The 17,765-nt window shown below is 65.5% G+C and carries 18 protein-coding genes and 1 tRNA gene; 6 read left to right on the top strand and 13 right to left on the bottom strand.

Annotated features, from left to right (window positions below; translation table 11 throughout):
- The first annotated feature begins 1 nt into the window (after position 1).
- Positions 2–370, top strand: a complete 369-nt coding sequence (locus tag P1X14_RS09845) for a hypothetical protein (protein ID WP_277315174.1) — start codon at positions 2–4, stop codon at positions 368–370.
- Positions 371–541: 171 nt separating this feature from the next.
- Positions 542–1,327 carry a GntR family transcriptional regulator gene (locus P1X14_RS09840; RefSeq protein WP_277315173.1) on the top strand — a complete coding sequence of 262 codons (786 nt, stop codon included), beginning with the start codon at positions 542–544 and terminating at the stop codon, positions 1,325–1,327.
- On the opposite strand, the gene P1X14_RS09835 is transcribed toward P1X14_RS09840, so the two are convergent.
- Positions 1,294–2,469 carry a CaiB/BaiF CoA-transferase family protein gene (locus P1X14_RS09835; RefSeq protein ID WP_277315172.1) on the bottom strand — a complete coding sequence of 392 codons (1,176 nt, stop codon included), beginning with the start codon at positions 2,467–2,469 and terminating at the stop codon, positions 1,294–1,296. The genes P1X14_RS09840 and P1X14_RS09835 overlap by 34 nt on opposite strands.
- A 60-nt stretch (positions 2,470–2,529) precedes the next feature.
- Here P1X14_RS09835 and P1X14_RS09830 point away from each other — a divergent pair, with 60 nt between their 5' ends.
- From P1X14_RS09830 to P1X14_RS09815, 4 genes are read left to right on the top strand one after another with little or no spacing between them, the layout of a single operon-like run.
- The gene (locus tag P1X14_RS09830; protein ID WP_277315171.1) at positions 2,530–3,489 is read left to right on the top strand and encodes a hydroxymethylglutaryl-CoA lyase; all 960 of its coding nucleotides are present in this window, start codon (positions 2,530–2,532) and stop codon (positions 3,487–3,489) included.
- The gene (locus P1X14_RS09825) at positions 3,489–4,184 is read left to right on the top strand and encodes an isochorismatase family protein (protein ID WP_277315170.1); all 696 of its coding nucleotides are present in this window, start codon (positions 3,489–3,491) and stop codon (positions 4,182–4,184) included. Before P1X14_RS09830 ends, P1X14_RS09825 begins: the two co-directional genes overlap by 1 nt.
- Positions 4,177–5,052: a polysaccharide deacetylase family protein gene (locus P1X14_RS09820; RefSeq protein ID WP_277315169.1), complete on the top strand. Its 876-nt coding sequence runs from the start codon at positions 4,177–4,179 to the stop codon at positions 5,050–5,052. Before P1X14_RS09825 ends, P1X14_RS09820 begins: the two co-directional genes overlap by 8 nt.
- Positions 5,049–5,963 carry a polysaccharide deacetylase family protein gene (locus P1X14_RS09815; protein WP_277315168.1) on the top strand — a complete coding sequence of 305 codons (915 nt, stop codon included), beginning with the start codon at positions 5,049–5,051 and terminating at the stop codon, positions 5,961–5,963. Before P1X14_RS09820 ends, P1X14_RS09815 begins: the two co-directional genes overlap by 4 nt.
- A gap of 135 nt (positions 5,964–6,098) precedes the next feature.
- Here the strand turns inward: P1X14_RS09815 and P1X14_RS09810 are convergent, their stop codons facing one another.
- The 12 genes from P1X14_RS09810 to P1X14_RS09755 all read right to left on the bottom strand — a co-directional run bounded on the left by P1X14_RS09810 (position 6,099) and on the right by P1X14_RS09755 (position 17,743).
- Positions 6,099–6,377, bottom strand: coding sequence for a hypothetical protein (locus P1X14_RS09810; protein ID WP_277315167.1), 279 nt, complete (start codon positions 6,375–6,377; stop codon positions 6,099–6,101).
- Positions 6,374–7,405, bottom strand: coding sequence for a class I SAM-dependent methyltransferase (locus tag P1X14_RS09805; RefSeq protein ID WP_277315166.1), 1,032 nt, complete (start codon positions 7,403–7,405; stop codon positions 6,374–6,376). The genes P1X14_RS09810 and P1X14_RS09805 overlap by 4 nt, the downstream gene beginning before the upstream one ends.
- A 19-nt stretch (positions 7,406–7,424) precedes the next feature.
- Complete coding sequence (locus tag P1X14_RS09800; protein WP_277315165.1) at positions 7,425–8,729, bottom strand: MFS transporter; 1,305 nt, start codon at positions 8,727–8,729, stop codon at positions 7,425–7,427.
- A 25-nt stretch (positions 8,730–8,754) separates the two neighbouring features.
- The gene (locus P1X14_RS09795; protein WP_277315164.1) at positions 8,755–9,318 is read right to left on the bottom strand and encodes an ureidoglycolate lyase; all 564 of its coding nucleotides are present in this window, start codon (positions 9,316–9,318) and stop codon (positions 8,755–8,757) included.
- Positions 9,315–10,175 (bottom strand): hypothetical protein, encoded by an 861-nt coding sequence (locus P1X14_RS09790; RefSeq protein ID WP_277315163.1) that lies wholly within the window; start codon positions 10,173–10,175, stop codon positions 9,315–9,317. Before P1X14_RS09790 ends, P1X14_RS09795 begins: the two co-directional genes overlap by 4 nt.
- The gene (locus tag P1X14_RS09785) at positions 10,172–12,322 is read right to left on the bottom strand and encodes a TonB-dependent receptor (RefSeq protein ID WP_277315162.1); all 2,151 of its coding nucleotides are present in this window, start codon (positions 12,320–12,322) and stop codon (positions 10,172–10,174) included. Before P1X14_RS09785 ends, P1X14_RS09790 begins: the two co-directional genes overlap by 4 nt.
- Positions 12,323–12,365: 43 nt before the next feature.
- Positions 12,366–13,028, bottom strand: coding sequence for a 3-isopropylmalate dehydratase small subunit (gene leuD / locus P1X14_RS09780; RefSeq protein ID WP_277315161.1), 663 nt, complete (start codon positions 13,026–13,028; stop codon positions 12,366–12,368).
- A complete protein-coding gene (locus P1X14_RS09775; protein WP_277315160.1) occupies positions 13,025–14,485 on the bottom strand; it encodes a 3-isopropylmalate dehydratase large subunit in 1,461 nt (486 codons plus the stop codon). The genes leuD and P1X14_RS09775 overlap by 4 nt, the downstream gene beginning before the upstream one ends.
- A gap of 235 nt (positions 14,486–14,720) precedes the next feature.
- Positions 14,721–14,795: transfer RNA gene (locus P1X14_RS09770), tRNA-Glu, on the bottom strand.
- A 65-nt stretch (positions 14,796–14,860) separates the two neighbouring features.
- Complete coding sequence (locus tag P1X14_RS09765) at positions 14,861–15,112, bottom strand: hypothetical protein (protein WP_277315159.1); 252 nt, start codon at positions 15,110–15,112, stop codon at positions 14,861–14,863.
- A 2-nt stretch (positions 15,113–15,114) separates the two neighbouring features.
- A complete protein-coding gene (gene recJ, locus P1X14_RS09760; protein WP_277315157.1) occupies positions 15,115–16,881 on the bottom strand; it encodes a single-stranded-DNA-specific exonuclease RecJ in 1,767 nt (588 codons plus the stop codon).
- 166 nt (positions 16,882–17,047) lie between these two features.
- Positions 17,048–17,743, bottom strand: coding sequence for a 2OG-Fe(II) oxygenase (locus tag P1X14_RS09755; protein ID WP_277315156.1), 696 nt, complete (start codon positions 17,741–17,743; stop codon positions 17,048–17,050).
- Between the last annotated feature and the right edge of the window lie 22 nt (positions 17,744–17,765).

Genomic DNA, 17,765 nt, shown 5'->3' with positions numbered 1-17,765 from the left:
CATGAGCATTCAGGACGCCATCGCCAAGGCATCGGCGAAGCCCGCGGGCAAGCGCCCCTATTCCTTCACGCCCGAAGTCGAGCGCGTGCTGGCGATCACGCTGGCGGTGTCGGCCGAACTGGCGGTGACCCGCCAGCGGCTCGACACGGTCGAGCGGCTGCTGGCCGCCAAAGGCGTGGTCGCGCAGGACGAAATCGACAATTTCGTGCCTTCCGAAACCGATCATGCCGAACGCGGGCTATGGAACCAGGAATATGTCGCCCGGATCTTCCGCATCATCCAGCAGGAAGCCGAAGCGGTGGAAGCTGCCGTCGCGAACGAGCGCAGCTCGGAAGAACTGCACGAGGAACTGGAAACCGAGAAAGCCTGAGCGCGAGACGAGCCGCGTTCGGGCACGGGCCGCTTCCAGAGTATCGGGAGCGGCCCATTTTGCGTCGGGCCATGCCGGTCCGGGGTCGGCGACCAGATGGTTGCCTCCCGTCGATCTTCGATAGCGCGAGGCGCATATTTTGCTATGTCGTCATAACAAAGGGGCGGGTGAATGAACGGGATCGGTGAACTCGCACGCGGCGACGCGGTGCCGCTCTATCATCAGATATTCCTGGCGCTCCGCGACGAGATACTCACCGGCGCGCGGGCCGAGGGCACGATCCTGCCCACCGAGCACGAGCTGGCCGCACTGTACGATGTATCGCGGATCACCGCCCGCCGCGCGCTCGACGAGCTTGCGGAACATGCCCTGGTCGAGCGCCGTCGCAGGATCGGCACTCGCGTGACCTATCGCGGTGCGACTGCACCGATCGAGGCCAATCTGGAACAGGCGGTCGAAGCGCTGCTGGCGTTCGGTCGCGATACGCAGGTCCGCGTGATCTCGGTCGAGCAGGTGCCCGCCGATGCCGAAGTCGCGAGCGTGCTGGGGATCGGGGAGGGCGACGAGGTGGTCCGCGCGGTTCGCTTGCGCATGCTCGATGGCGAACCGGTGGGCGAAGTGGTGAGCCATATCCCTGCCGTGGTGGCACAGGGGCGGATCGACCGCGCGGTGCTCGAGGCCAAGCCGATCCTTGCGGTGATGCGCGACCTTGGCTGCCGCATCGCCGGAGGGCGCCAGACCATCTCGGCCCTCTCGGCCGATCCGGTGCTGGCGACCAGCCTGACCATCGAGCCGCGCGCCGCAGTTTTGCGGATCGAGCGGGTGGTGACCGGCGAGGGCGGCATGCCGATCCTGCGCACCGTCGCCAGCTATCGCGCCGACCGCTACCGCCTGAGCTTCGACCTGCACAGCGGGCTGGCCGGTCAGGCCAGCGCGCCGATCTCCGCCTCGGTATAGCCCAGCTCGCGCAGGATCGCTTCGGCGTGCTGGTTCACTGCCGGAATGTCGCGCTGCAGCGCCATGCGCTCGCCGTCGAATTCGATCGGCAGGCCGGGCAGGCGAGTCGCCTCGCCATCGGGGATCTGCACATCGATCAGGCCGCCCGACTGGACCAGATGCGGATCGTCGAATAGTTCGTCGGGCCGCGCGATCGGCGCGAAGGGCAGGCCGAGCGATTCGAGCTTCTCGACCAGCGCCTCGCGCGGCATCGAACCGAACAGCGCGCGCACCTGCGGCAGGATCGCATCGCGCGCCAGCACGCGCTGGTTGTTGATCGCAAAGTCGGGATTGGCGCCCAGTTCGGTCAGCCCGAAGGCGTCGCAGAACGTCTTCCACTGGCCATCGCTCACCACGCCGACGAACAGTTGCTCGCCCTCATTCGCAGTCTCGAACACGTCGTAGATCGCCCAGGCGGAAACGCGGACCGGCATCGGCTGCGCGGCTTTTCCGGTCACTGCCTTCTGCGCCATATGCTGGCCGACGAGGAATGCCGTGGTCTCGTACAGCGCGCACTTCACCTCGCCGCCCGTGCCGGTGCGGTGGCGGCGTTCGAGCGCGGCGAGGATGCCGATCACGCCGAACATGCCGCCGGTGATATCGACCACGGACGATCCGGCGCGCAGCGGACGTCCGGGAGGGCCGGTCATATAAGCGAGGCCGCCCATCATCTGGGTCACTTCATCGAGCGCGGTGCGATGCTCGTACGGCCCCTTCAGAAACCCCTTGGCCGAGCAGTAGATCAGGCCGGGATTGTCGGCCGCCAGCGCCTCGTAGCCCAGTCCCAGTTTCGCCAGCGTGCCCGGCCGGAAATTCTCGATCAGCACGTCCGCTCGTGCCGAGAGGCGGCGGGCGACTCCGAGTCCTTCCGCTGATTTCAGGTCGAGGCAGATGCTGCGCTTGTTGCGATTGAACATCGGAAAATAGCCCGCGCCCGATCCGAGCAGCTTGCGCGTCGGATCGCCGCCCAGCGGCTCGACCTTGATCACTTCCGCACCCAGATCGGCCAGGATGACCCCCACCGATGGCCCCATCACCATGTGCGAGAATTCGACCACCCGGATCCCGGCCAATGGGAGGTTTTCGTCGTTCACTTGTTGCATCCCCTACTCGACAGTGCTTATTTTGATATATACATAGGACAAATAAGCAAGGGCTGGAATGTGACCGACCGAAACGGCACCATCGATATCCTGGTTAGCGAAGTGGGGCCTCGCGACGGGCTTCAAAGCGTGAAGGCGGTCATGCCGCTGGAGGCGAAGAAGGCGTGGATCGCTGCCGAAGCCGCAGCCGGGGTGCGCGAGATCGAAGTGGGCAGTTTCGTGCCCGCCAAGCTGCTGCCGCAACTGGCCGACACCGCCGAGGTGGTCGCTTATGCCCGCAATATTCCCGACCTGACCGTTGCCGTGCTCGTGCCCAATGCGCGCGGTGCCGAGGCTGCGATCGCGGCCGGCGCACACAAGATCACGCTGCCGCTGTCGGTGTCGGAGACTCACAGCCTCGCCAATCTGCGCCGTACCCATGAGCAGGTGATCGACGAAGCCATCGCCATCGCCGGAATGATTCGCGCGCTGCCCGCCAATGTGCGCCCGCATTTCGAGGGCAGCCTGTCGACCGTGTTCGGCTGCACGCTGGAAGGTGCGATCCCCGATGCGCAGATCGCTCGCTTGGCCGCGGCACTGATGGATGCAGGATGCGACGAGGTCGGGCTTTCCGACACCACGGGCTATGCCGATCCTTCGGCGGTGAAGCGGATGATCCATCTGGTGCGCGGCGTGGTGGGCGAGGGGGCACTGACCGGTATCCATCTTCACAATACGCGCGGGCTGGGGCTGGCCAACGCGCTGATGGCGCTGGAGTGCGGTCTGACCACGCTCGATGCGTCGCTTGGCGGGCTGGGCGGCTGTCCGTTCGCGCCGGGCGCCAGCGGCAATATCGTCACCGAGGATCTGGTGTTCATGCTCGAGGCGATGGGGCTTCGCACCGGCATCGACATCGATGCGCTGATCGAGGTGCGAGCGATCGTCGCCGCGGCATTGCCGGGCGAGGCGATGTACGGTTTCCTGCCGGATGCGAAGCTGCCGCTTGGCTTCGCGCCGGCCCGTCAGATGGAGTATTTGTAATGAGCGAGACGGTGGGCACGCGCATGGTCAGCGACGGCAAGACCGCGCGCCAGATCTTCGAGGAGGTGATGGCCAATCCCGCTCGCGCCAAGTTCGGCTTCGGCAGCAAGCTCGCCATTGTGAACGTCGATTTCCAGAACGCCTATACACGCATCGACGAGTTCAAGACCGCGTATGAGACCGATCCGCGCCAGATCGAATATGTGAACACCATCTCGCGGCTGGCCCGGGCGAAGGGCATGCCGGTGGTGTGGACCCATGTCGCCTATGCCGAGGATGCCAGCGATGCGGGCGTGTGGGGCACGCGCACCGATACGCCGGACAGTCTTCAGAACATCAAGTACGACAGCCGCCGCCACGCCTTCGACGATCGCTGCGAGATCGATGCGGCGCGCGACACGATCTACACCAAGCGGATGCCGTCGCCCTTCTTCGAGACGCCGCTGCAGAGCCTGCTGGTGTGGCACAAGGTGGATACGGTGGTGATCACCGGCGGCTCCACTTCGGGCTGCGTCCGCGCCGCCGCGGTGGACAGCCTCAGCCGCGGCTACCGCACCATCGTCCCGATCGAGACGTGCGCCGACAAGCATGAGAGCTATCACTTCGCCAACCTGACCGACCTCCAGCTGAAATATGCCGATGTCGAACCGGTCCAGACCGTGATCGACTGGCTGGAGGCCCAGGCCGATGCGTGAGGGCGAGAAGGATCCGGGCCTCTACGATTTCCGCCCCTATCGCGACCGGCCGCCGCTGGAATGGCCGGACGGCAAGCAGGTCGCGGTGTGGATTTCGCCCAACATCGAATTCTACGAACTCGATCCGCCCGCCAATCCGCATCGCAAGAGCTGGGCGAAGCCGCATCCCGACGTGGTCGGCTATGGCCATCGCGATTACGGCAACCGCGTCGGCCACTGGCGGCTGGCCGAGGCGATGAGCAAGCACGGCTTTCCCGGATCGGTCAGCCTGTCGGTGGCGATGTGCCAGCATCTGCCCGAAGTGGTGGAGGACGCGAATGCGCGCGGCTGGGAGTTCTTCAGCCACGGCATCTACAACACCCGCTACAGCTATGGGATGGACGAGGCGCAGGAGCGCGCGCTGATCGAGGATTCGATCCGCACCGTGCGCGACGCGACCGGACAGACGATCAAGGGCTGGCTGGCACCGGCGCTGACCCACACCCCGCGCACGCTCGACCTGATCGCCGAATATGGCCTCAGCTACACCTGCGACCTGTATCATGACGACCAGCCGGGCGAGGTGCATGTGCAGTCGGGCCGGCTGATCTCGATGCCCTACAGCCTCGAGGTGAACGACCATTACGGGTTCTTCGTCTACAACATGTCTCCGCGCGAATATGCCGATACGCTGATCCGGCAATATGAGCGGCTGGCGGCCGAAGGCGGCACGGTGATGTGCATCCCGCTCCACGCCTATCTGATCGGACAGCCGCATCGCATCGGCCCGTTCGAGGAGGTGCTGAAGCATATCGCCGCCGATGGCCGCGCCTGGATCACCCGAAGCGGCGATATCGCCGATCACTATATGCAGCAGGTGCCCGCATGAGCCTGGACCCGAGCTATCTCGAATATCCCAAGCGCAAGCGCGGGATGGATCATGACGCCTATGCCTTCTCGAATCTGTTCGAGCGTGCGCCGATTGCCTGGCCTTCTGGCAAGGGCGTGGCGGTGGCGATCGTGGTCAACCTCGAATGGTTTCCGATCCTGCCGAACGACAAGCCGTTCCGGGCGCCCGGACATATGGTTACGCCCTATCCCGATTACCGCCACTACACGTCGCGCGAATATGGCACGCGGGTCGGCTTTTACCGGATGCTCGATGCCTTCGCGAAGGTCGGTGCGCGGGTGTCGGTCGCGACCAACGCCGCGATTGCCGAGCGCTATCCCTCGATCATCGCGGATATCCTGACGGCCGGGCACGAGATCGTCGCGCATTCGACCGACATGAACGGCACCATCGCGACCGGCCTTCCCGAGGATGAGGAACGCGCGCTGATCGCGGCGTCGCTCGACGCGCTGGAGAAGGTATCGGGCACGCGCCCGCGCGGCTGGATGTCGATCGCGCGCTCGCAATCCTTCGCCACGCCACAGCTGCTGGCTGAAGCGGGCCTCGCCTATATGTGCGACTGGGTGAACGACGAACTGCCCTATCGTTTCGCGACGCCTGCCGGTTCGCTCGTGAACGTGCCGATCAACCAGGAATTGTCGGACCGCCAGATCATCACGGTTCAGCAGAACTCGGCCGACAGCTATGTCGAGCAGATGCAGGACGCCTATCGCCTGCTGGCAGGCGAAGCCGGCCGTTTCGGCGGACGGATGCTGCCGCTGAACGTCACGCCCTATGTTATGGGGTTGCCGTACCGGATCGATGCGCTGGAAAGTCTGCTCGACTGGCTCGCGAAGCAACCCGCCACCGCATTTCATACGACCGGGGAGATAGCGGACTCATTGGCGTGAAGGCGTGGCCGAAGGCGATGATCCTCGCCTTCGCCCGATTCAGATGTGAAAGCCGGGTGCAATTCGGCACTTTGGCTTCGCCGGGCGATGTCACCGGATGGGGCTTTGTCTTCGAACATGAGCCCACAAGAGCCGCTATAGCGGTCGGCGGGGATCTCCGGCCTCGGTCATGATGCGCAGCATCCGGCGCATCGACTGATCAAGCGCGGCGCGGCCCTTTTCGCCGATCTCCGCATCGCCGGCGAGGCCATCGATCTCGTCTCCGATCACACCGTTGCGGGTGAGCAGCGTCTCCAGCGCAATACGGCGCTGACGCTCGACATGGAGCTGCGATGCCAGTTCGAGGATCAGCGCGGCGAGCCGATCGGGCGTGACATCGTCCAGATAGCTGTGGTCGCTCATGGGCAGCGTCATGCCGGCTTCTCCGCTTCCAACACGGCCCATGGGAAGTGCCACTCGGCACGCTCAGGCCACTCGGCCGCGGGAAGGCGCCCCGCTCCGCGCTCGTCGAACGCCACCCAGCGCGCATCGCGAAAGCCCGCCGCAGTGCACAGGGCAGGGAGGTCGGCGGAAAGCGAGCCGGGCATGAACGGTTCGTTGTTGCGTTCGCCATGCTCCATCATCGCGAGATCGCGGAACGCATCGCCGGTGCGGGTGAAATCGAGGAAGCGGAGCAGCCCGCCGGGCGCAAGGATGCGCATCGCCTCGGCCAGTGTCGCGATCAGCGCCGGGCGCGGGATCTCGTGGATCAGCATGGTGGAGGTGACCAAGTCCACCGAAGCGTCGGCCAGCCCGGTCGACTGGCAATCGGCCTGGCGAAAGTCCACGCCCAGCCCGGCTGCGTTGGCGCGGTCATGGGCAAGGCGCAGGCACGGTGCGGCGAGATCCACGCCGATAACCTCCGCATCGGGAAAGCGGCGCTTGAGCGGCCATGCCGACTTGCCGAAGCCGCAGCCCAGATCGACGATGCGGCGATAGTCGCGCTGCGGCACCGCGGTCTCGGTAAAGGCGCGGTGGAAGGTGTAATCGTCATTGTCGCCGAGCATCACGAGCTTCGCGCCCAACTCATAGACATCGGCCGACCGATCGTCGCGCCAGACGCCGCCGGGCTGGAGGTGGATGTCCCAGTCGGTGTACCATGCCGGCAGTTGAAGCTGGGGATCGAGCGTCAGGGTCGCGGGACCCTTGCTTTCGCCGCGCCCCTGCGACGGATGTGCGGTGACGGCATCGGTGACGTCGCGCCACAGCATCTTCTGCGAGGTACGCTCGAGAAACGCGAACCACGGATAGCCGGGCTGGCGATGTGCCGCGGCGCGCATGTCGGCGACATCGCCATCGGCATCCACTTGCGCCTGCAGCGCCGGATAGACCGTATCCGACCATCGCCGCCGCAAGGTCAGGACGAAGTCCAGCCGGCTGCGTTCATCCAGTGTCAAATCCATGGGGTCCTCCAGCGATACGCTATGCCGGCCGGCTTGCATCCGGCTCGAGCGCGAGGGTGCGTTCCAGCGTCTGAACCTCTGTCCGGTAATGTTTGAGGCCCAGCCAGATCAGCAGGATCGAAGGCAGGCCGATCAGCGTCACGAAGCCGAACAGCATGATCCCGATCGATTTCGGATCGCCGCTCGCGTCGATCGCCCAGCCGACCAGCGGTGGGCCGAACAGCGGGCCGATCAGCGCGATCACCGTGCTGTAGATCGCCAGCGACTGGCCGCGGATCTCGCCCGGCGTGATCAACGCCATCGATGAAGGTCCGCCTGCGGTCGCGACCGACTTGCCGATAAAGGCGACGAACATCAGGACGACGGCGAATTCGGCGCTGGGCATGATTGGGTAGAGCGCACTCGCCGGCACGCCGATCAGCAGGCCGAGGATCAGCACGCGCATCGATCCGTCGACATGGTTCTGTGCGAACTTGCGCTGCGCCCAGACCGCCAATGCGGTGCCGATCGGCCCGGCGGTGAAATAGAACAGGCCAGTGACCGCGCCGATCTCCGCAACGTTCCAGCCCCAGATCCGCTGGAACAGGGGGATGTTCCAGAAGGCGAGGGTGCTGATCGCGAAGTTGCAGGACGAACCGATGAACAGCCCGCCGAATGCACGCCAGCGCTTCGCGATATAGACGAAGGCCGCGCCGAAATTCTGCTGCCGGGCGAGCTTCTCCTGCCGCTCGGGCTCGCGCACGGTGAGCATCAGCGCGGCGAACAGGAAACCAGGCAGGCCGACCAGCACGAACGCCATGTGCCACGGCTCCATCGGGCCGAGCAAAGGGAACTGGATCGGCCCCAGCGTCTCCAGCCAGCGCACCAGCATGCCGCCGCCGAGGAACGCCAGCCCGGCGCCGAGATAGGGCCCGGCCATGAACAGGCTGATCGCCCGCGCGCGATCCTTGCGGTCGAAATAGTCGCTGATGATCGACACCGCGCTGGGGCTGACCACCGCTTCGCCGATGCCTAGGCCCAGCCGGAAGAGCAGCAGCAGGATGAAGGTGTTCACCAGCCCGCTGCCCACCGTCATCGCGCACCAGGTGACGATGCCCGCGATCAGCAGATATTTGCGGTTGGCGCGATCGGCGTACCAGCCGAGCGGAATGCCGACGAGTACGTGGAAGAGCGAGAAGGCCGGGCCGAGCAGCAGCCCGACCTGGAAATCGCTGAGCCCCATCGACTTCTTGATCGGCTCGATCAGCAGCGTCGGGATGTAGCGATCGAGATACGACAGGATGAAGATCATGAGCAGCAGGCAGACCACGTACCAGCGGTACATGGGCCCGGACCTGCCGCGGACGGACTCAGCGCTCATAGTCGAAGCCGTAACCGAGCCGGACCTCGAGATTGCGCTTCTCCAGATCGGCACCGATCGCCTCGTCATTCTCCTTCACTTCCAGATTTTCCTGCGTCTCCGCGCGGATGATGATGACCACATCGGCGTGATCGCCGGCGGGGAAGGGGAATTCGTGCCAGGTGCCCAGGTGCAGCTGCACGCCCGCCTTGCCGTCGAAATAGAAGGCGCGGACCGTGGCCGGATCGGGTTCGTTGGTGTCGGTCGGCGCGCCGAGCACCGCGATGAAGTCGCTTCCGCCCAGCGGCAGGAAGGTCTGGGTGTGCTTGAAGTGCCGCTCCATCCAGATCACCTGCGGCGCACGCGCATGGATGCGGGCGACGCTGAGCCGCGTATCTTCGTCGCTGACGAAGCCGCCGGGCGCCCACAACTCGACCTTGTCGCCATAGAATTGCCCGGTGCGCGAACCGACCGTCTCGTCGACGCCGACCAGCACGCCATAGGGCGCGAAATTCTCACGGGTGGCGGGTTCGACCGCCAGCGTATGGAAATCCATCTCGATCAGGTCCTTCAAGCAGCCTGTGCGGGTTCGTCGCCCAGCACATGCCCGATGCAGATCGCGGTGCAGCCGCCTTCGGTGATGACGCGATCCCCGCCGGTCACTTCGGCATGATCTCGCCAGGCGAGGAAGTTGTTCTCGCGGATCGCGGCCGGCGTGACGCCGTCCTTGCCGCGCACTTCGAGCGCAAGATCGCCCGAGACGAGGAACAACCAGCGTTGCACGAGACCCTCGGGGGACGGCACGCGGACCGGCCCGCGGGCGCCAGCCGGGATGTTGACCAGCGTGACACCGGGCAGGTTTTCCTGCGTCGGCGACAATTCCTTCACCAGCCAGCCCGACTGCCAGGGATGCGGCTGCCACGGAACGTCCTGCGCGTTGAACAGGATCGGCTTGCCGTTCACTTCGCTGGGCACTTCGCCTTCGAACTCGACGTCGAAGCTCTCGGTCGCGGCCTCGGGCTCATGCACGTCGGTGCCGGGGCCGCTGGTCCATACCAGGAACTTGGTGCCAGTTTCCGGGCCGGTGTCGCGGTCGATCCCGTGCAACGCCATCGGCGGGTTCTCGAGATAATGGTGCCGCGTCAGCCGGGTGGGAACCGGACCCCCTGCGGGGTCCGGCCAGTAGAGTGCGGTCCAGTCGCCGCCGAGCACATAGTGCCGCTCGTTGACGCTGCGGTGATAATGGCGGTGGCCATTGGTCGCCATCGCCCGGATCTTCTCGGTGAAGCCGGCCGGCCAATAGCTGATCCGCACCACGCCGCCGCCCGTCTCCTCCCGCGAAAGGAGGAGCTGGGTCAGCTTGCCGGGATTACGCGGATCATCCTCCGCCGGCATCGTGTCGATGTCGATCAGGACATGGTCGGATGTCATAGCTTCACCTGCAGTTCGAGATACACCGTGCGCGGCATGCCGTAATACTTCGACACGTTGAGCGACGTGCCGTTGAAATAGACCGCGTCGGTCAGGTTCTTGCCGCCCACCGCGAGGCGATATTTCCCGCCGTCGAACTCGACCCCGACATTCGCGCCGAGCAGCGAATAGCCCTTCTGCTGCGCCGACGAGACGTTCGACGGATCGGTGGAATAGGCGCTGGTGTAGACGTTGTTGATGTTGAAGAAGAGTTCGGTCCCGGTCGGCAGCGTGTAGCGATATTCGCCGCCGATCGAGAACTGGAACTCCGGCGTCAGGCGCGGACGCTTGCCGATGTTGCTGCCGGACAGCGTCTGCGCATCGAGATATCCGCCGCTGGCGAACAGCGAGAGGCCGCGCGTCGGACGCGCTTCCATCTCGACTTCAACACCCTTGAATTTGAAGTCGGTCGCGGTGACGTTGTACGGCACGGCAGTCAGCTGGGTCTGCATATTGTCGTACTTGGTGTCGAACGCGGCGATGTTCACGCGAAGGCGCCGGTTGAACCATTCGGACTTCAGGCCCACCTCGTTGTTGATCGCGGTTTCTGCGCCCGTATGGCCCAGCAGGATCTGAGGCACCTGCGAACCATAGGTGCTGGCGAAGCTGCCCGGACGATATCCGGTCGAGTGCGACGCATAGATCATCACGTCGGGCGTGATCGCATAGTCGATGCCGAACTTGTACGTGCCCTTGGACTCGCTGAACGTCGCGCTCCCGGTCGTCAGCGGCGCAGCGGCGGACCCGCCGATCGGGAACAGGATGCGATCGATCGAGCGCCGCTCCTTGCTGATCCGGCCGCCGGCTTCGACATGCAGGCCGTCGAACAGCTCGTAATTGAGGTTGGCGAACGCGGCATAGCTGTCCGCGGTCTGCGTATCGTCGATATTGTGGGTGGTGTAGAGATTCGCGTCGTGGTCGATCTTCTCGTGGAAATAGACGAGGCCGGCGACCCAGCTGAAGCGGCTGTCGGTGTTCGACGAGATCTGCAGTTCCTGCGAGAACTGGTCCTGCAGCTTGAGATCCTTCAGCAGCACGCCGGCGCCGGGAAGGCGGGTCTGGTCGATCACGTCGAGCGAGTCGAGATTGCGATAGGCAGTGATCGATTTGAAGACCACCGGACCCGCATCATATTCGACGCGCAGGCTGGTGCCCCACGCATGGGCGTAGCCCGCGGGCATGACGTTGATGCCGGTCTTGTACGGCGATCCGAAGCGATCGATGCAGGCCGCGACGGCGGGCGCGCAGGTGCCGTTGCTGGGCGACGAGATGCGCGTCGGGATGGTCGATCCGGAATCGTCGTTGCTGATGTCGGCGGACAGGTTGATCGACCAGGCGGCGCTGGGCTGCCACAGCAGCGACACGCGGCCGCTCTGGCGATCGATGCCGTTGCCGCGCTGGCCATCGTCCACACCCGCGGCGTTGACGCCGATCATGTAACCGGTCTGGCTGCGCGACGAGAGGTCGACCTTCACCGCCAGCTCGCCCGGCACGATCGGCACCGAAGCACCCAGCAGCACGTCGCGACGGTCGAAATTGCCGATCACGGCGCGGCCGAGGAAATGGGCCTCGTTCAGGTTTGGCGCCCGGCTGACATATTTCAGCGCGCCGACCGTCGAGTCACGGCCATAGAGCGTGCCCTGCGGCCCGCGCAGGATCTCCACCCGCTCCAGATCGAGCAGATCGACCAGTGAACCCTGAAGGCGCGGCATATAGACGTCGTCGACATAGACGCCGACCGGATTGGCGAGGTTGAAGCCCAGCGCGTTGTTGCCGATGCCGCGGATGAAGACCGATGCGGCGCCTGCACCAGCGCCGGTCTGGATCACCTGCACGTTGGGCGCGCGACCCGAGAGGTCGATCGTGTCCGACGTTGCGAGCTGCGTCAGCATCTCTCCGCCCAGCGCCGTGACGGCGATCGGCGTCGTCTGCTGGCGCTCGGACACGCGCCGGGCAGTCACGGTGATCTCGGTGAGGCCGTAATCCTGCTCTGCAGCCTCGTCCTGCGCCGGAGCGGCGGTCTCCGGGGTCGACTGTGCAAATGCGTAATGCGGCGCGCTGGCGAGCAACATTACAGTGAGGAACGAACCGGTTTTACGTAGTTTCATGACGAGCGACCTCCACTGAATATGATGTTTTATTTGTTCCTGATCACGCAGCTGTGTGCCCCTTGGCGGGGTCTTGGGTTTGTCGGTTGAGATAGATCCATGGCCGGCGCAGCCGGTCGGCAGCGCGCACCTGTTCGATCGCGTCGCGCTGGCTGAGCGTCAGTTCGATCGCGTCCATGCCGCCGAGCAGCATCGCCCGGGCCTCACCATCGATTTCGAATTGCCAGCAATCGCCCTTCGCGATGGTGATCGCGCAGCGCTGCAGATCTACGGTGACCTGCCGGCCCGCGGGCCAGTCGCCCAGCGATGCGGCGATCGCGCCGATGGCTTCGCCGGGCAGCGTGACGGGCACGATGCCGTTGTTGACGCAGTTGCCGCGGAAGATCGGGTTGAACGATTCCGCGATCACCACGCGGAAGCCATATTCGGCCAGCGCCCATGCGGCATGTTCGCGGCTCGATCCACAGCCGAAATTGGCGCCGGACAGCAGGATCTGCGCCGCGGCGAAGCGCGGATCGTTGAGGATGAAGCCGGGATCGGGATCGCGCGAACCCACCTCGGCATAGCGCCAGCCCGCGAACAGCCCGTCGGCCAGCCCGGTCTTGGTGACAGATCGCATCTCGCGCGAGGGGATGATCGCGTCGGTATCGACATTGTCGCGCAGCAGCGGCGCGGCGATCGCGGTGAGGGTGGTGAACGGCGTCATGATGACAGCGTCCGAGGATCGGCGATCGCACCCATCACCGCGGATGCGGCAACTGTTTCGGGCGATGCGATATGGGTGCGCGTTTCGGGCCCCTGACGGCTCTCGAAATTGCGGTTGGTCGAGCTGACGACGCGCTGCCGCAGGCCGAAGCTCTCGCCCCCGGCATAGAAACACATCGAGCAGCCGGATTCGCGCCACTCGAAGCCGGCGTCGAGGAAGATGCGATCCAGCCCCTCGCGCCGCGCCTGTTCGCGAACGCGGGTCGATCCGGGAACACAGATCGCGGTCACGCCGGGAGCGACCTTGCGGCCTTCCAGCAGCGCCGCCGCCCGGCGCAAGTCCGAAATGCGGCTGTTGGTGCAAGAGCCGATGAACGCCGCATCGATCGGCAACCCGATCATGGACCGGCCCGGCGCCAGGTCCATATAGGCAAGCGCACGGTCATAGAGTTCGCGCGTATCGCGCTCCGCAACCGCGGCGAAGTCGGGCACGCTTGCGTCGAGCGCCACCGACTGCTGGGGGCTGACGCCCCAGCTGATCATCGGCGCGACATCGGCCGCATCGACCCGGTGCTCGGCATCGAAGACCGCATCCGAGTCGGTGCGGAGCAGCCGCCATGACGCCAGCGCCGCATCCCAGTCCGCGCCGGCGGGGGCGTAGCGACGGCCCTTGAGATAATCGAAGACCTTCTCGTCCGGCGCGATGATCGCGGAAAAGGCGCCGAACTCGGTCGCCATGTTGCACAGCGTCAGCCGCGCCTCGACATCCAGAGCGGTAATGGCGGAGCCGGCATATTCTACGATATGTCCGGCTCCGCCAGCGACACCGAGGCGGTGGAGGAGATGCAACGCGAGATCCTTGGCGGTGACGCCGCTCGCCAGCACGCCATCGACGGTGACGCGCATCGTGCGCGGCCGCTTCACGCGCAGCGTCGAGGTGGCGAGGGCATGTTCGGCCGCGGTCGAGCCGATGCCCCAGGCGAGTGCGCCCAGCGCGCCCTGCGAACAGGTATGGCTATCCGGGCAGACCAATGTCGCGCCGGGCAGGACAATGCCGAGTTCGGGGGAAATGACATGGCCGATGCCCTGATCGGGATCGCCCAGATCGAAGACCGTCAGGCCCGCCTGCGCCGCCGCTTCGCGGGTGGCGGTGATGAAGGCGGTTCCGGTGGGAACCTGCGTCGCGTCCGATCGGCCAGGGAGCGTATCGACGACATGGTCCATCGTCACGAACGCCTGATCCGGCGCCATCACCGCGCGGCCGGCCTCGGCCAGCCCGCGCAGCGCAACCGCGCCGGTGCGCTCGTGCAACAGGATGCGATCGATCAGGATCAGATCCGTCGCGTCATCGATCGCCGCGACCAGATGCCCGGCCCAAAGCTTGTCGAACAGGGTCAGGCCAGCCTGCGCTTTCCGAACGGATTCATCCGTGGGCAAAAGGCAGGTGTGGTCTTCCATCGTCCCCATCGAGCTGTTCTGCGCCCTGCGAGCAGGGTGCTTTAATTGCTATACGAATAGGACAATATATTTGTTATAAGAGTAGTACAATACATAAAATTGCAACGTTGCGCAGGCGCCGGGAGAGCGATGATCGCTTGAAAGGGCGACCTGCGGAATCGCACCGCGCCGGAACGGCGGTTGCCGATCCGGTCATCAACGACTCAAGGATTTGTGCGTGGAAGCCGCTTGGAGATGGTGACCCCTACGGGAATCGAACCCGTGTTTCAGCCGTGAAAGGGCCGCGTCCTAACCGCTAGACGAAGGGGCCATGCCGAAGCGTGGAGCCGCGCGTTACGGAAAGGCTCGCGGCTCGTCAAGCGCTGTCGGCGCCTTCTATTCGTATATCTTGCCGCAGTAGAGAATTTCCGCGCATCGGCGCCAGACATTGCCGTCGCCCGTAGCATGCCAGTGCGCACCGGTCGCGCGGCCCCATGCCGCGGCGGCCTCGATCACGGTATCGACGCGATCATTCTGCCAGTTCGATGCGCCGGTACGGAAATCGGCTTCCAGCGCTTCGAGAAAGGCGAGGAAGCTTGTCTGATCCACGACCTGTTCCAGAAGTTCGAACGGATCGGGCGCGGCCATGCTCAGTCTGCCCAGGCGGCATCGTCGATATGGAGTTCGGCGGCAGGACGGCTGCCCCAGTCGTCGATCTTCGCGCGGCCGGCGAGCCACAGCTTGCGGTGTCGCGGCGCGGAGAGCAGCGCCTGGCCCAGTTCGGTATCGGCCTGACGGAAGGCTACGGCCTTGAGGCTGCGGCCATCCTCGCCTGCCACGACAAGCCGGACATGGCCGCCGCTGCCGACCACATCGGCCTTGATCACGCGGACCGGCCCTGCAACGACGCGAGGGGCAGGCCAGCCCATGCCGTACGGGCCGCCTTCCTCCATCGCATTGACCAGATCGGGGTTGATCCCGCCCGGCGCGACCACGGCGTCGAGCAGCAGTGCGCGGTCGCCCATTGCCTGGGTCACGCGCTCGGACAGGCGCTCCTCGAGGAAGTCGGCAAAGGCCTCCAACTTGTCTTCGGACAGGGTCACGCCCGCCGCCATGGCATGTCCGCCACCGGCCACGAGAAGCCCGGAATCCTTGGCAGCAAGAATCGCGGCGCCAAGGTCTACACCGGGGATCGAGCGGCCCGATCCCTTGCCGATCCCGTTCTCGTCGAGCGCGATGACGATCGCCGGGCGGCCGAGCTTCTCCTTGATCCGGCCTGCGACGATGCCGATCACCCCGGCATGCCAGCCGCGCCCGGCGATCACCGCCACGGCGCGATTGGACTGGCGTTCGCTCAGTTCGGCGGCCTCGCGCTGGACCTCGGCCTCGATTGCGCGGCGGTCCTCGTTGAGCAGGCTCAGTTCGGCGGCGATGGCGCGGGCTTCTTCGGGATCGCGCGTGGTGAGCAGGCGTACGCCGAGATCGGAGCGGCCGACGCGTCCCCCGGCATTGATCCGCGGACCGAGCGCAAAGCCGAGATCGCTTGCGGTCGGCGCGCGCGTGAGGCGCGAAGCCTCGATCAGCGCGTTGAGGCCCAGATTGCGGCGCTGCGCCATGACCTTGAGGCCCTGTGCGACGAACGCGCGGTTCAGCCCCTTCAGGCTGGCGACATCGGCGACGGTGCCGAGCGCGACGATATCGAGCAGGTCGAGCAGGCGCGGTTCGGGCCGGTTGGCGAAGTGGCCACGAGTACGCAGCGTCCTGATCAGCGCCGCGCCGAGCAGCCATGCCATGCCGACCGCGGCGAGATGGCCGTGCGCGGCGCCTTCATCCTCGTCGAGCCGGTTCGGATTGACCAGCGCATGCGCGATCGGCAGCTCGGCGGCGCATTTGTGGTGATCGCACACGATCACATCGACACCCGCTTCGCTCGCCATCTCCAGCGCCTCGAACGCTTGCGCCCCGCAATCCACGGTGACGATCAGCGACGCGCCCTCGCCGTGCAGGCGGACCAGCGCTTCGCCCGAGGGGCCATAGCCTTCCATCAGCCGGTCGGGGATATAGGGCTTCGCTTCGAGGCCGAGGTCCCTCAGCAGCAGGATCAGTAACGCCGCCGAAGTCGCGCCATCGACGTCATAATCGCCGAAGATCGTGACCTTCTCCTGTGCCGCGACGGCGTCGGCGAGGCGCTCTGCGGCCTTGTCCATGTCGCGGAAGATCGAGGGATCGGGCATGAAGGCGCGGATGCTGGGCGAGCGATGCGCGTCGAGCGCTTCGCGCGGGCAGCCGCGGGTCAGCAGCAACTGGGTGACGAGATCGTCGGGCGCGAAACCGGGATCGCGCGCATCCGCCGCCAGCCCCCGCCAGCGCCATGCCTGGCCGGAGAGCGATCGCTGGACGTTGAGGACGATGGACATCGGAGGGACCTTGGGGGCGTATCTGGCGGAAATCAAATCCTCCCCCGCCAGGGGGAAGGTGGCGCCGAAGGCGACGGAGGGGGCGGAACCACTAGAGCCAGTGAGTCGCTTGCCTCCCCCTCCGTCAGCTGCGCTGACACCTCCCCCTGGCGGGGGAGGATTGCGTTCAATAGGTCTGGATCTGGGTGCGGATCCAGGGGCGTTCGCGGAACCATTTGGTGACGATGTACTTGGTTCCGGCGATCACGCGCATGCCCTCATGCATGGTGTCATAGTTCGACCGGCCATCGGGCAGCATGTTGTTCCACAGCAGCAACAGGCCCTTCTTGGGCGCGATGCGGATGCCGGCGCGGGGGAACCAGGTGGCGCCGCCTTCCTCGACATCGTTGAGATAGGCCATGGCGGTCCAGGTGCGCTGGCCGCCGCTTTTCTGCATCGCCGGCCAGTAATCCTCGGTCTCATGGAAATAGTCGCAATGCGCCTTGAACTGCTGGCCCGGCGCATAGCGCTGGCCCTGCAGCGTCTCGCCATGTTCGGGTGGCACGCCGATCAGGTGCGCGATCCGCTCGTCGATCGGCATCACATCGGGCGACCAGCGATCGAGGTCGCAACTGTCGCTGGTGCGGAATTCCGGATCGTCATGCGTGGCGAGCAGGGTGGAGCGGCGCCGATTCTGGTCGATCAGCTCGATCAGCCGCTGGCACTCGTCATCGGTCAGATAATTTTCGAACAGATACATTTGCGCAGCCTCGATCGGCGCGCGGCGAACGCCGGGCAGCGCTTCGAGGCGATCGGTCACCAGCTTGCTGGCGCGGGCGCGCTCGGCGAGAACCGGGTCCTTCTTTCGGGAAAACAGACTCATCGTGCTGCAAATTGCCGCGCGG

This window comes from Sphingomonas sp. AOB5, assembly GCF_029433115.1.
Taxonomy (GTDB): Bacteria; Pseudomonadota; Alphaproteobacteria; order Sphingomonadales; family Sphingomonadaceae; genus Sphingomonas.
Note: the sequence above shows the minus strand (reverse complement) of the source record. Positions and strands in the feature narration are given on the sequence as shown.

Bases quoted from the DNA above. Each gene is read 5' to 3' on its own strand.
- P1X14_RS09785 (WP_277315162.1), bottom strand. From the start codon at position 12,322: ATGAAACTACGTAAAACCGGTTCGTTCCTCACTGTAATGTTGCTCGCC.
- P1X14_RS09765 (WP_277315159.1), bottom strand. From the start codon at position 15,112: ATGGCCGCGCCCGATCCGTTCGAACTTCTGGAACAGGTCGTGGATCAG.
- P1X14_RS09815 (WP_277315168.1), top strand. From the start codon at position 5,049: ATGAGCCTGGACCCGAGCTATCTCGAATATCCCAAGCGCAAGCGCGGG.
- P1X14_RS09845 (WP_277315174.1), top strand. From the start codon at position 2: ATGAGCATTCAGGACGCCATCGCCAAGGCATCGGCGAAGCCCGCGGGC.
- P1X14_RS09840 (WP_277315173.1), top strand. From the start codon at position 542: ATGAACGGGATCGGTGAACTCGCACGCGGCGACGCGGTGCCGCTCTAT.
- P1X14_RS09835 (WP_277315172.1), bottom strand. From the start codon at position 2,469: ATGCAACAAGTGAACGACGAAAACCTCCCATTGGCCGGGATCCGGGTG.
- P1X14_RS09805 (WP_277315166.1), bottom strand. From the start codon at position 7,405: ATGGATTTGACACTGGATGAACGCAGCCGGCTGGACTTCGTCCTGACC.
- P1X14_RS09775 (WP_277315160.1), bottom strand. From the start codon at position 14,485: ATGGAAGACCACACCTGCCTTTTGCCCACGGATGAATCCGTTCGGAAA.
- P1X14_RS09820 (WP_277315169.1), top strand. From the start codon at position 4,177: ATGCGTGAGGGCGAGAAGGATCCGGGCCTCTACGATTTCCGCCCCTAT.
- P1X14_RS09810 (WP_277315167.1), bottom strand. From the start codon at position 6,377: ATGACGCTGCCCATGAGCGACCACAGCTATCTGGACGATGTCACGCCC.
- P1X14_RS09755 (WP_277315156.1), bottom strand. From the start codon at position 17,743: ATGAGTCTGTTTTCCCGAAAGAAGGACCCGGTTCTCGCCGAGCGCGCC.
- P1X14_RS09800 (WP_277315165.1), bottom strand. From the start codon at position 8,729: ATGTACCGCTGGTACGTGGTCTGCCTGCTGCTCATGATCTTCATCCTG.
- P1X14_RS09790 (WP_277315163.1), bottom strand. From the start codon at position 10,175: ATGACATCCGACCATGTCCTGATCGACATCGACACGATGCCGGCGGAG.
- leuD (WP_277315161.1), bottom strand. From the start codon at position 13,028: ATGACGCCGTTCACCACCCTCACCGCGATCGCCGCGCCGCTGCTGCGC.
- recJ (WP_277315157.1), bottom strand. From the start codon at position 16,881: ATGTCCATCGTCCTCAACGTCCAGCGATCGCTCTCCGGCCAGGCATGG.
- P1X14_RS09825 (WP_277315170.1), top strand. From the start codon at position 3,489: ATGAGCGAGACGGTGGGCACGCGCATGGTCAGCGACGGCAAGACCGCG.